We start from the raw sequence: 11901 nt of genomic DNA on the forward strand, positions 1-11901 counted from the left end.
TGGCATCCGACCGTTCGATACGGCCTTGGCCCGAAGGCTTCGGCCGTCCGTCAGGTCTTCAGCATTCCAGTCCCCGGACCGTTTTCAGATAACACCTGGTAGGGTGCTGGCTTATCAGGCCAAAGGAGAAGGAATCGAACCTTCGACAGTCAGATTATGAGTCTGATGCTCTTCCAGCTGAGCTATCCGTGGTGCAGACGACGGGACTCGAACCCACAACCTCCGGATTATGTCCGGCGCTCTCCCAGTTGAGCTACATCCGCGATCCCAATCCCCAAAGCGGCGCCGTATACAGGACGGCAAAGCCGCCTGCACGGGCGGAGACGAAAGCTCCAACCGTTGTGCTCGCTTCGGTTTTCGTGACCGGGAGCGCGCCTATAGCCCCTGCGACGGGTTGTCGCAAGCGGCATTGTCGCGGCCAAATCGCGGCTTCTTACGGCAGTGGCATTTCGGCAACATCCGCCTATCGGCGATTGCATGTACCAATGTACCATGGTAAATCTAATTATGGATATAGAGCGCGTGCAGACCGGGGTCCGTCTGGAAAAACGATTGGTGAAGGTACTCAAGGCCTTGGCCGAACATCGCGACATGAGCCTCGGTGATCTCATCGAGGGCATCGTGCTGCATGCTTTCGAGGGGCAAACGCCGTTTTCCCTGGAGACCCTCGAAACAATCGGCCAATTGAAACGCATCTACGGGTTGGAGCTAGGCGCGGCGGACAGCCACGGTCTGGCTGAACGGAAGGAGAAGGCGGATGACGAGCCATCTTGAGCGCAGCCACAGCATTGTCCTTGCCGCTCCGGTCGAGCGTGTCTTCCCGCTTTTCACGCCGATCGGCGAGACCTTGTGGGTGGAGGGCTGGGCCCCGGAATTTCTGCACCCGCAAGGTGGAGAAACACGGCAAGGCATGGTCTTCCGAACCGTCCACCGCGACGAGACAACGCTCTGGGCCTGCGCTGACTGGGATCCAACCGCGCATCGTGTCCGCTATGTCAGGGTCACGCCGGACTCGCGTTTCGGATTTGTCGAAGTGGCCTGCCGTTCGGCATCCGATGGCGGCACCGAAGCATCGATTGCCTATACGTTCACGGCTCTGAACGGGGCGGGAGAATCCTATCTGTCGATGCTGACCGAGGATACCTTCGCGCGCATGATCGAGACGTGGAAAGTCCGTATCGATGCGTGGCTGCTCAGTGAGACGTCAGCTGGCTCTGATCATCGTTAGAAGGTGACGCGGCCGAGTACGCGCAAGCCGTCGCCTTGCGGTTCGACCACCACTGCTTCGCCTTCGCGTGGCGACACGCCGGTCAGCGCCACGATGTTTTCGAGATGGGTGACCATGACCATATTGTCGGAACCGGTATAGGCGCGGATCTCCTTCATCACCGCCGCGATCTGCGCCGCCTTGTCCGCCGCATCGCTCTTCAAAAGGTCGAGGGGTGCAAAAAGCTCCGGCTCGGCCTCGAAGGCGGTGCGCGCCGTGTCGAGGCAGCGGCAATAGCGGCTGGACAGAACGCGCTCGATGGGAGCCGCGCGGGCGGCAAACAGGGCGCCGATCTTGCTTGCCTGCTGCTTGCCGCGCGCCGACAGATTGACCTGGGTGGCGCAATTGCCGATGTCGAAATTGGCCGGGTCGGTGGTGCCGGTGACCATGGCGTGCCGCAGCAGCACGACATGGCCGCCGTCGCGCAGCAGCGCCCAGCCGGCGTCCGTCGCGTGCGCGGCGGCGGGGACGACAAGCAGGAACAACGCCAAGGCTAACCGGATCATCGCCACCCTTCCATGAGTCCGTATCGGGCTCCAACCATTCGCATATAGAGATTGGAAAGCGGGCACAAAGACAAGCCGGGCGTCGGCCGCGTCTCAAGCCTCACTTTTTGGCGAGCTGCTGCTTCACCAGATCGATCTTCTGGTCGGTGAGCGGGATGGGGATCGTGTAGCCGGCTTCGATAAAGCCCTGTTTGGCGTTCTCGAAGAACGCGATCGCCTTGAGGTATTCCGGCTTGCCGCCGCCATAGCTGGCGCGGTTCCAGTGGATGTCGCCAAGGTTGTTCTGTTCGAAGGCCCACTGCATGGGCTGACTTTCCCTGGTGAACACTTTCAGCGTCGCCGTGAAAGCCGCCTCGGCCTTATCGAGATATTTGCCGGTCCGTTCGATGTTGCCGAGGTTGAGGAGGCTCATACCGATACCGTTCTGGGCGTTGGCCCAGTCGACGGGTGCCGTCTCGATGGTCAGCACTTCGAGCGCCGCACGCCGCGCGGCGATCGAATCCTGCAAGGTCCCGGGGTCGGCATTGCTCATGCTCAACCAATGCAGCGTCGAGCCGAGGCCAGCCTGGGTCAGCGCCCATTGCCGCGGGTTGGTCTCGCGTTTGTACTCGCGCAAGGCATCGCGGTAGGCGGCAATCGCCTCGCTGTAGTGTTCGGGCTTGTCCGTCACGCCGCCAAGAAGCTGCAGCGTGTTGCCGAGATTGTAGTAGCTCATCGCCCAATCGAGGGGAAATTTCCGTCTGACATAGACCTGGCGGGCCGCCTGGAATGCCGCGGCCGACTGCTCCAGCCTGGATGCGTCGCGGGTACGCTGGCCAAGCGTCTGGTAGATCGAGCCGAGATTGTTCTGCGCCGACGCCCAATCCATCGGGAAGCGCTGCTTGGTGAACACCGTCAACGCGTCGTCATAGGCTGCCGCCGCCTCTTCAAGCGTGCCGGTGCCCGTGTCGAAACGGGCTACACCACTCAGCGCATTGCCGAGGTTGAGCCGGCTGGTGGCCCAGGAGACGTGGAATGTGTCGCGGGTTCGCACTTCGAGCGCGGCGCGAAAGGCGTCGACGGCCTCGTTGATTCTGGTCTTGTCGTTGAGCTGGATGCCGAGGGTCACAAGTGTGTTGCCGAGATTGTTCTCGACCATCGCCCATTCGACCGGCGTCTTCTGGCGTGTGTATTCCTCGAGCGCCAGCCGGTAGGCCGCTTCCGCCTGGGCCAGATGCTCGCCGCCGGGTTCACGTTCGGAGAGCGCATAGAGCGCGAGGCCAAGATTGTTCTGCGAGGAAGCCCAGTCGAGGGGAACCTTGTCGCGCGGGCGCTTTTCCAGCGTGGCACGCATCGCCGCCACCGCCTCGTTCAAGCGCTTCGGGTCGCTCTCGCGTTCGCCGATCTTCAACAGAACGTTGCCGAGATTGTTCTGGGCGGCGGCCCAGTTGAGATCGTCTTTCACACGTTCGAACACGGCGAGCGAATCGCGAAAGATCTGCGCGGCCTCTTCGAGATGAGCGGTCTCGGTCTCGCGCTCGCCGATGTTCTGCAGCACCACGGCCATGTTGTTGCGGGTGATGGCCCAGTCGCGATTCTGTTCGCCATTGGGAATGAAGTTCAGGATGGCGCGATAAGCTTCGATCGCATGCTGCAGAGCATCCAGGTCGCCGGTGGCGTAGCCATAGGAATTAAGTGCCTCCGCCTCCTGGTTCTTGTAGTTCCAGCGCAGTTTGTCATCCCATTTCTCGGCCAGCGAGAACGCCTTGGCGTAGTCGTTGGCGGCCGATTTGTAGTCGAAGACCAGCGCCGAGGCGTCGGCCCGCTTGGCGTAGATCGCGGCATCGGCGATGCGCTTCTGCTTGATCAATTCCTCAGCCTGGTCGACCGTGTCGTTGGTCTCCTCGACCCGCCCCACGGCATCATCGAGGAATTTTCGCGCCGTGGCGATCGCGCCCTGGCCGATGGCCTTGTCGGCGGAGGCGACCAGACGTTTGATTTCCGGGTCGTCGGTGCGCAACGCGGCGCGCTCGGACATCATCTTCTTCAGGCGCTCGGCCTGCGCATCGAGCACTTTCCGCAGGTCGGTCGGATCTTCGGGGATCTTCTCGGTGCCGAGTGCCCGCAGCACGCCAAAGAGTGCGTCGAGCGGCACGCCCTCCTGCAGCGATGCCAGTTCCACCTGTGCCCGCTTGGGGTCCGGCAGATCGGAAATGGTCAGCAGCAACTGTCGCCGCTCACCGGTGATCAGCCCGTCATCGCCGGTCGGCTCCGGCGGAGCCACGCCGAAATAGAGCAGGCGGCGCAGGCTTTCGTTGACCCAGGGGCGCTGCTTCGCCTTGGTGTCGAGATAGACCTCTTCTGTGACCATGCGCATGACCGAGCCGAACTCGGTGCCTTTCATCGCCGCGAGGTGGCGCAGCAGGGCGGCCGCATAGGGGCTGTTTTCGCCCGCGGCGCCATCGAGCGCCGGACGGCCGGGTTCCGCGGCGAAGCCGATCACCGTGCCGAGGCTCGCATCGGCCGCCGGCGCGTTGCCGAGAGCCTTGGCGCCGCGCACCGGTTCCAGTCCACCTGCGCCGATCGGCTCGGCTGAAGCGGTCGGCGCACGCCGCACCACGGCGTTTGATGGAAACGGATTGGTGCGGCAGGCATCGAGCAGCATGATCGTCACCGGCACGGTCGTCTTCAATTCGTCCATGACGGCGGAAATCGGCACCAGTGCCTGATCGGCATCCTTGAGCGACGAGACGTCGGCGTCGACCGGAACCAGATAATTCTCGCCACCGGCCTCGATGCCGTGACCCGAGTAGTAGATGAGAGCGACGTCGGCGCCCTCGGCATCCTCGACGAAGCGTTCGAGGTCGCGCTTCAGCTTGCTCGCATCGCGGTCGGTGACGTTGCGGGCGTCGAAACCGAGATCGGTCAACATCTTGGCCACGTCGCGGGCATCATTGGCCGGGTTGGGCAAGGCAGCGATGTGTTCGTATCTGGACTGGCCGACGATCAGCGCCACGCCCTTGAGGTCTTTTGCCTCGGAAGCCTGAAGCATCGACGCGGCAACGGAGGCAAGCATGGCGACAAACAACGTCAGCCACGCACGCCGGAAAAGACGCAGTTTCGAGGTTTCGACAAAGGTCATTTGTCGTTCCGCCCTGATGATCCAAACCCTCTATAACCCTGGCAGCCGACGATGATCAAATTCGGGCGCGATTGCACCGCGACCGTGGCTCGCCTATCCCTGAAAAATGTCTCCGCTCACCGAAACCGTCCTGTTCGTCTTCAGCCTTGTCGCGCTCGGCTATCTCGCCGGGTACACAGGCTATCTGAGACCGGCGAGCGGCGAGGGGATATCCGACTTCGCGGTCTCCGTGGCAATGCCGCTGCTTCTGTTCCAGACCATGGTCAAGGCCGATTTCCATGGCGTGGCGCCATGGCCGCTATGGGGTGCCTATTTCACCGCCGCGGCGATCACCTGGGCGGCGGGCCATGTCGTAACCACGCGAATCTTCGGTCGCGATGCACGCGCCGGGGTCGTCGGCGGGGTGTCATCGGCCTATTCCAATGTGGTGCTGCTCGGTGCCCCCTTCATCCTTGGCATATTTGGTCCGAGCGGCTTCGAAGTGCTGTCGCTGCTGGTCTCGGTGCATCTGCCGATCATGATGATGGCTTCGATCGTGCTGTTCGAGATGTTCGGCCGGGGCAGCGGCGACCATGTGCATCCGTTGCGCGTCATCCGCAGCTTCCTGAGGCGGCTGTTCATCAACCCGCTGATCATCGGCATTCTCCTGGGGCTGGCATGGCGGCTCAGCGGCGTGCCGTTGCCCGGTCTCGTCATGCGGCTGGTCGATGCGCTGGCGAATACGGCCGGGCCGGTGGCGCTGTTTGCCATGGGGCTCAGCCTGCGCCGCTTCGGCATATCAGGCAATGTCCGCCCGGCCCTGGCGCTTTCGGTGCTCAAGCTGTTCCTGATGCCGGCGCTGGTCCTTGTCTTCGTCTGGCTGCTCGGCCTGCCGCCTTTGACTGCCAAGGTGGCGGTCGTGGTGGCGGCGCTGCCGTCCGGCATCAATTCCTATCTCATCGCCGTGCAGTTCAACACCGGCCAGGCGCTGGCATCGAACCAGATGACCATCGCCACGGCTTGCGCGGTCATCACCACCGCCTTCTGGCTGACGGTGGTCTTGCATGTCTTCGGGTGAGATTGACGACGGCGCATGCCAACCCGCCCTCGTCTTGCGCTGGTCCAACCCCTATATGCCATCTTGCGATTGCTTGCGGGGCTTTCCCTAGGTTAAGAGCAATGGCTCCAGCGTGCGGCCCTGCCTGCGCTTTACCGAAGACATCCAGATAGCGGCCCGTGAGCGCCGAACGGAGGCTAGACCATGCTTCAGAAAACCAGCCATTTCATGCGCCAGGCCAATCTCATCAACGGCGAATGGGTGCAGGCCGACAGCGGCCAGACGGTCGATGTGAATAATCCAGCCACCGGCCTCAAGATCGGCACGGTGCCGAAGTCGGGCAAGGCCGAGACACGCCGCGCCATCGAGGCGGCCGACGAAGCTTTCAAGACCTGGCGCAAGACGACCGCGCTCGAACGCTCCAAGCTGCTGCGCAAGCTGCATGATGCGATGATGGACAATCAGGACGTACTGGCTGAACTGCTCACCATCGAGCAGGGCAAGTCGCTGTTCGAGTCCAAGGGCGAGATCGGTTCGGCTGCCGCCTACATCCTGTGGTTCGCCGAGGAAGGCCGCCGTACTTATGGCGACGTCGTGCCCTCGCCATGGGCGGACCGTCGCATCCTGGTGACCAAGGAACCGGTCGGCGTCATTGCCGCCATCACACCGTGGAATTTCCCGTCCTCGATGCTGGCCCGCAAACTCGGTCCCGCACTTGCCGCAGGCTGCACCGCCGTGGTCAAGCCGGCCTCGCAGACGCCGTATTCGGGTCTCGCCTGGGGAGCGCTGGCCGAGGAAGTCGGCTTTCCCAAGGGCGTCGTCAACATCCTGACCGGCGCCGCCGGCGAGATCGGCGACGAAATCTGCGCCAATCCGCTGGTCAAGAAGATCACCTTCACCGGCTCGACCGAGGTCGGCAAGATCCTGATCCAGAAATCGTCGGTCACCGTCAAGAAGGTGTCGATGGAACTCGGCGGCAACGCGCCGTTCATCGTCTTCGACGACGCCGATGTCGAGCGTGCCGTGGCCGGCGCGATCACCGCCAAATATCGCAATTCCGGCCAGACCTGCGTCTGCACCAACCGCTTCCTCGTCCAGGCCGGTGTTTACGACAAGTTCGTCGAGGAGCTCGCCGCGGCCAGCAACGGACTGAAGGTCGGTTCCGGCCTCGAAGAGGGCGTCCAGCAGGGGCCGCTGATCGACGAGAAGGCGGTCGAGAAGGTCGAGGAGCTGATCGCCGATGCCACCTCAAAGGGCGGCAAGGTCGTCGCCGGCGGTCATCGCCATGCGCTGGGCGGTTCGTTCTTCCAGCCGACGGTCATCGCCAACGCGACGCCGAAAATGCGCTTCATGAAGGAAGAGATCTTTGGCCCGGTCGCACCCGTGTTCAAGTTCGAAACCGAGGAAGAGGCCGTCGCGCTCGCCAACGACACCGAGTTCGGCCTTGCCTGCTATTTCTACACCGGCGATCTCGGTCGCGCCTTCCGGGTCATGGAGGGCCTGAAATACGGTATGGTTGGCGTCAATGAAGGGCTGATCACCACGCCGGAAGCGCCGTTCGGCGGCGTCAAGGAATCCGGACTTGGCAAGGAAGGCGGACATCAGGGCATCGAGGATTACCTCGATACCAAATATGTGTGCATCGGTGGCCTCGGCCTCTGATAGGCTGGTGCTGGGGCAGGCTGGTAAACCTGCCCCAGGCTGAACAACCAGCCGAAGTCCTTTGGATCCACTGGCATTTGCGGGCATGATGATGAAGGACGGCGAGGTTTTCGGCACGACGCAGGCAGGCGAACCGATCCGCCGCTTTACGATCAGGGGCGGCGGCCTCACCGCCAACGTCATCGGGCTTGGCGCCATCGTCCAGGACCTGCGCCTGATCGGGCACGACGCGCCGCTGGTCCTCGGCTACAACAATCTGGAGGCCTATGAGACCGACACTGGCTTCTTCGGGGCCGTGGTTGGGCGCTACGCCAACCGCATCGGCGACGGCCGCTTCACAATTGGCGGCAACCGCTACCAGACCGAGCGCAACTTCCTGGACAAGCATACGCTGCATGGCGGCTCGCAAGGCTACTCGCACCGTCCATGGGCGGTTTCACTGCATGGCAGGGACTTCGTCACGCTGACGTTGCACGATCCCGATGGCGCGATGGGCTTTCCCGGCGCGCTCGACGTTACCTGCACCTACCGGCTGAAAATTCCCGGCACGCTCAGCGTCGAACTGACGGCGACCTGCGAGGAGCCGACGCCGTGCAATCTCACCCAGCATTCCTACTTCAACCTCGATGATGGCGGCACGGGCGACATTCTCGACCACAGGATGATGCTGAACGCCGGCGCCTATCTGCCTGTCGACAGCGACATGATCCCGACCGGTGTGGTCAAGCCGGTCGACGGCACGCCCTTCGATTTTCGTCAGGCGCGGCCGCTGCGCATGGAGACCGAGGGCGAACAGCTGCCCTACGACCAGAATTTCTGCCTGGCCGCGGCGCGCGGGCCGCTCAAGCAGGCAGCGTGGGTGCAAGGGGCGAATTCCGGCGTCGAGATGGAAGTCTGGACCACGGAGCCCGGTGTCCAGCTCTACACCGGGCAATATGTGACGCCGCGCATCGGTCTGGAAGGACGGAATTACAAGGCCTTCAGCGGCTTCTGCCTGGAGCCGCAAATATGGCCGGACGCGCCGAACCGGCCCTATTTCCCGCAGGCGACGCTATGGCCGGGCGCGATCTACCACCACGTGACCGAATATCGCTTCCGGCAGAGTTAGCTTTTTCAGGGCTTGTCGAACGCCGCTCGTAGCGTCTCGAACGGCGCCAGCGCCCCGCGGACCTGCACCACGGCAGCGGCAACGCGGTGCGCGTGGCGGACAGCGTCCGTCGGACCAAACCCGGCAAGCCGTGCGGCGAGATAGCCGCCATTGAAGGAATCCCCGGCACCTGTCGTGTCCACGGGCACCGCGACATGGATCGCGGCGACCTCCCGCAGCGCTCCACCCTCGGCAATCAACGCCGGCGCTTCGCCGTTCTTGACCACGACCTCCTTGACCAATTGACCGAGGCGATCAGCGGTCGCCTGCGGTGTGTCATCGCCGAACTGCACCTGTTCGTCCGGGAAAGTCGGCAATGCAATGTCGGTGACGGCGAGCGCTTCGACGATCGCTGCCTGCGCATCCTCGCGGCGGCGCCAGAGCCGTGGCCGATAGTTCGGATCAAAGGCGATCAGCGAGCCCGCCGCGCGTGCCTTAGTCACGGCAACCAGCAGTGCCTTGCGCGAGGCTTCGTCGAGAATTGCCAAAGTGATGCCGGAAAAATACACAAGCGCCTGATTTTCCAGGTTTTTCGACAATGCCGCTGGATCCGACGCGAGCTGCCTGGCGGCGGCGTCGCCGCGCCAGTAGGTGAAGGAGCGCTCGGCGCCGGTCAGCGTGATCGCATAGAGGCCGGGGCGGGCGCCCGGTATCACCGGACTGGAGCCGATGCCGATGCCGTTTTCGGCGAAGAAGGCGATCTGGCCCTGTGAGAAGGGGTCGTCGCCGAAGGCCGAGACATAGGTTGCCGGCCGGTCAGGGCTGAGCGCATGCAGCGCCCACAGCGTGTTGAACGTGTCGCCGGCAAAGCCCATGCGCCAGTTCGGGCCGGTCTGGCCCGACAGTTCGAGCATGCATTCGCCGATCGAGGCGACGCCGTTTCCCACCATCTGCAATCCTCCAGTGATTTCGGTGCTGTAGCTTTTTGCCGGACGCAGCGCCATGCTTGGCAAGCAGGCTTTTTTCCGCCACAGCGTTTTCCCACAGGCTGGCGGGACGCGATCCGCCCGGCAGAACGTTATCCGCAGAAGAGGAACCGGTTTGGCATCGTTATGGCGTTATTTCCTGGCAGGTCTTGGTCTGGCTGCTTTGCTGGTCGGCGTTCTCGCGGCCGTCTATCTGACGGCGCCGCATTCGGCACAGCCCGTCGGCCCGGATGTCTCGCGGACCAAGAAAACCGACAACGGATTGTACGTAGCGAGTTTCGTACCGGAACACGGCGTGGTGCGGCAGGGCGAGCTGGAATCCTGGCTGCTGACGCTGAAGACAAAGACGGGGGCTTCGGTGGAGCGAGCCGCGATCACCATCTCCGGCGGCATGCCGCAACACAATCACGGTCTGCCGACCAGCCCGCAGGCAACCGATTATCTGGGCGAGGGACGCTACCGGATCGAAGGGGTGAAATTCACCATGAGCGGCTGGTGGCAACTGCGTTTCGCCATATCGTCCGGCGCGGGCTCCGACACTGTGCTGTTCAACGTGGTGCTGTGAGCGGTCGATGAGGCGCTTTTTCTGTTTTTTTGCGCTGACGGTGGCGGCCATCCTTGCCGGTTGCGGCAAGCCGGATTTTTCCGATGCCGAGAAGAAAATGATTGCTTCGCTGGCATTGAACACACTGCCGGCGCTGAAGCCGGACACCACCAATCGCTTTGCGGATGTGCCAGCCGCCGCCGCACTTGGCTCGACGCTGTTCTTCGACGTCGGGATGAGCCGCGACGGTACGGTGTCCTGCTCGACCTGCCACAAGATAGACCGCCAGTTCCAGGACGACCTGCCGCAGGCGGTCGGCGTTGGGCGCACCAACCGGCGCACCATGCCACTGGCCGGTGTGGCGCGCGACCCCTGGTTCTTCTGGGACGGACGTCGCGACAGCTTGTGGGCGCAGGCGCTGACCCCCCTCGAAAACCCGTTGGAACAAGCGGGAAACCGCACCGGCTATGCGCATTACATGAAGACACGCTTCGGCGAACGCTATGAACGGATCTTCGGGCCATTGCCCGATTTGTCCGGCATTCCGCCGAATGCCAGCCCGCTTGGAAACGATGCCGAAAGGGCAGCCTGGAACGCGATGAGCGGCGCGCAGCGCGATGCGGTGAACCGCGTCTACGCCAATATAGGCAAGGCGATCGCCGCTTTCGAACGCTCGATCGAGCCGTCGCCGACGCGCTTCGACCGCTTTGCGCTGGACCTTGCCACAGGTGCCGAGCCGAAAGGCGAAGCCGCCTTTTCGCAAGAAGAAATCCTTGGGCTGAAACTGTTCATCGGCAAGGCCAATTGCGTGACCTGCCACAACGGCCCGCGCTTCAGCGACAACGGTTTTCACAACACGGGCGTGCCGCCCGTCGCCGGCCTGCCGGCGGATCGTGGGCGCGTCGATGCGGTGGCCCAGGTCGAGGCCGACCCGTTCAACTGCTTCGGCGCCTATCGCGATGGCGACGCCAGTGCCTGCGGCGAACTGCGCTTCATGGTCAAGGATGCGGCGGAACTTGTGCGCGCCTACAAGACGCCGTCGCTGCGCGGTGCGGCGACGCGTCCGCCTTACATGCATGCCGGGCAGTTTTCATCGCTGGACGAGGTTGTGGCGCACTACGCCAAAGCGGCAGGAAGTGTTGAGGGCACCTCTGAAATTCACCCGCTTGAGCTGTCCGACCGCGAGCGCGCCGCACTGGTGGCGTTCCTGAAGACGTTGTCGGAATAGGTTACCTATCCTTGACCGTCTCCATCGCCACGAAGGTCGAGGTCTGGGCGACGTGGGGCAGGGCCGAGATGCGCTCGCCGAGCACGCGGCGGTAGGCGGCGATGTCGCGGGTGCGGACCTTCAGGAGATAGTCGAAGCTCGACGCCATCATGTGGCACTGCTCGATCTCCGGCACGGCCTGTACGGACCGGTTGAAGGCATCGAGCGCGGCGGATCGGGTGTCCGACAATTTCACCTGGACGAAGGCGACATGGCCTTCGCCCATGCGTTCGCGGTCGATGATCGCCTGGTATCCCCTGATATAGCCGTCCTTCTCCAGCCGCTTCACCCGCGCCTGCACCGGTGTCTTCGACAAGCCGACCTTGGCGGCCAGTTCCGACATGGAAAGCCGGCCGTTGCCGGCCAATGCCGACAGGATGTTCCTGTCGATGCGGTCCAATTGGTCTTCTGTCATCGAAACCGCA

11 protein-coding genes and 2 tRNA genes are annotated in these 11901 nt (G+C 63.2%); 7 read left to right on the forward strand and 6 right to left on the reverse strand.

The window, feature by feature from the left end:
* Positions 1-119: 119 nt before the first annotated feature.
* A tRNA-Met gene (locus O7A70_RS19220) sits at positions 120-187 on the reverse strand.
* Positions 188-189: 2 nt separating this feature from the next.
* Positions 190-263 (reverse strand) — tRNA-Tyr (locus tag O7A70_RS19225).
* 259 nt (positions 264-522) lie between these two features.
* On the opposite strand from O7A70_RS19225, the gene O7A70_RS19230 reads away from it, so the two are divergent.
* On the forward strand, positions 523-774 hold the full coding sequence (locus O7A70_RS19230) for a hypothetical protein (protein ID WP_337141784.1): 252 nt from the start codon (positions 523-525) through the stop codon (positions 772-774).
* Positions 758-1228 carry a hypothetical protein gene (locus tag O7A70_RS19235; protein WP_337141785.1) on the forward strand — a complete coding sequence of 157 codons (471 nt, stop codon included), beginning with the start codon at positions 758-760 and terminating at the stop codon, positions 1226-1228. Before O7A70_RS19230 ends, O7A70_RS19235 begins: the two co-directional genes overlap by 17 nt.
* Here the strand turns inward: O7A70_RS19235 and O7A70_RS19240 are convergent.
* Both O7A70_RS19240 and O7A70_RS19245 read right to left on the reverse strand, forming a co-directional pair.
* Positions 1225-1773: a histidine phosphatase family protein gene (locus O7A70_RS19240; protein WP_337141786.1), complete on the reverse strand. Its 549-nt coding sequence runs from the start codon at positions 1771-1773 to the stop codon at positions 1225-1227. The genes O7A70_RS19235 and O7A70_RS19240 overlap by 4 nt on opposite strands.
* A 100-nt stretch (positions 1774-1873) precedes the next feature.
* Positions 1874-4894: a caspase family protein gene (locus O7A70_RS19245; protein WP_337141787.1), complete on the reverse strand. Its 3021-nt coding sequence runs from the start codon at positions 4892-4894 to the stop codon at positions 1874-1876.
* 106 nt (positions 4895-5000) lie between these two features.
* On the opposite strand from O7A70_RS19245, the gene O7A70_RS19250 reads away from it, so the two are divergent.
* The 3 genes from O7A70_RS19250 to O7A70_RS19260 all read left to right on the forward strand — a co-directional run bounded on the left by O7A70_RS19250 (position 5001) and on the right by O7A70_RS19260 (position 8700).
* Positions 5001-5951, forward strand: a complete 951-nt coding sequence (locus tag O7A70_RS19250) for an AEC family transporter (protein ID WP_337141788.1) — start codon at positions 5001-5003, stop codon at positions 5949-5951.
* Positions 5952-6134: 183 nt separating this feature from the next.
* Positions 6135-7592, forward strand: a complete 1458-nt coding sequence (locus tag O7A70_RS19255) for an NAD-dependent succinate-semialdehyde dehydrogenase (RefSeq protein WP_337141789.1) — start codon at positions 6135-6137, stop codon at positions 7590-7592.
* Between the two features lie 85 nt (positions 7593-7677).
* The gene (locus O7A70_RS19260; RefSeq protein WP_337141790.1) at positions 7678-8700 is read left to right on the forward strand and encodes an aldose epimerase family protein; all 1023 of its coding nucleotides are present in this window, start codon (positions 7678-7680) and stop codon (positions 8698-8700) included.
* Between the two features lie 5 nt (positions 8701-8705).
* On the opposite strand, the gene O7A70_RS19265 is transcribed toward O7A70_RS19260, so the two are convergent.
* Positions 8706-9629, reverse strand: a complete 924-nt coding sequence (locus tag O7A70_RS19265) for a sugar kinase (protein WP_337141791.1) — start codon at positions 9627-9629, stop codon at positions 8706-8708.
* 151 nt (positions 9630-9780) lie between these two features.
* Here O7A70_RS19265 and O7A70_RS19270 point away from each other — a divergent pair, with 151 nt between their 5' ends.
* Together O7A70_RS19270 and O7A70_RS19275 are read left to right on the forward strand one after the other, a co-directional pair.
* Positions 9781-10230 (forward strand): FixH family protein, encoded by a 450-nt coding sequence (locus tag O7A70_RS19270; RefSeq protein ID WP_027144063.1) that lies wholly within the window; start codon positions 9781-9783, stop codon positions 10228-10230.
* A gap of 7 nt (positions 10231-10237) precedes the next feature.
* Complete coding sequence (locus O7A70_RS19275; RefSeq protein ID WP_337141792.1) at positions 10238-11437, forward strand: cytochrome-c peroxidase; 1200 nt, start codon at positions 10238-10240, stop codon at positions 11435-11437.
* Position 11438: 1 nt separating this feature from the next.
* Here O7A70_RS19275 and O7A70_RS19280 read toward each other — a convergent pair whose 3' ends face one another.
* Positions 11439-11891, reverse strand: a complete 453-nt coding sequence (locus O7A70_RS19280) for an Lrp/AsnC family transcriptional regulator (protein WP_027046935.1) — start codon at positions 11889-11891, stop codon at positions 11439-11441.
* Positions 11892-11901 lie beyond the last annotated feature (10 nt).

It is taken from the genome of Mesorhizobium sp. Cs1299R1N1, from assembly GCF_037179655.1.
GTDB lineage: Bacteria > Pseudomonadota > Alphaproteobacteria > Rhizobiales > Rhizobiaceae > Mesorhizobium > Mesorhizobium salmacidum.

Coding starts and splice junctions, on each gene's coding strand:
- O7A70_RS19235 (WP_337141785.1), top strand. CDS start 758: ATGACGAGCCATCTTGAGCGCAGCCACAGCATTGTCCTTGCCGCTCCG.
- O7A70_RS19240 (WP_337141786.1), bottom strand. CDS start 1,773: ATGATCCGGTTAGCCTTGGCGTTGTTCCTGCTTGTCGTCCCCGCCGCC.
- O7A70_RS19245 (WP_337141787.1), bottom strand. CDS start 4,894: ATGACCTTTGTCGAAACCTCGAAACTGCGTCTTTTCCGGCGTGCGTGG.
- O7A70_RS19250 (WP_337141788.1), top strand. CDS start 5,001: ATGTCTCCGCTCACCGAAACCGTCCTGTTCGTCTTCAGCCTTGTCGCG.
- O7A70_RS19255 (WP_337141789.1), top strand. CDS start 6,135: ATGCTTCAGAAAACCAGCCATTTCATGCGCCAGGCCAATCTCATCAAC.
- O7A70_RS19260 (WP_337141790.1), top strand. CDS start 7,678: ATGATGATGAAGGACGGCGAGGTTTTCGGCACGACGCAGGCAGGCGAA.
- O7A70_RS19265 (WP_337141791.1), bottom strand. CDS start 9,629: ATGGTGGGAAACGGCGTCGCCTCGATCGGCGAATGCATGCTCGAACTG.
- O7A70_RS19275 (WP_337141792.1), top strand. CDS start 10,238: ATGAGGCGCTTTTTCTGTTTTTTTGCGCTGACGGTGGCGGCCATCCTT.
- O7A70_RS19280 (WP_027046935.1), bottom strand. CDS start 11,891: ATGACAGAAGACCAATTGGACCGCATCGACAGGAACATCCTGTCGGCA.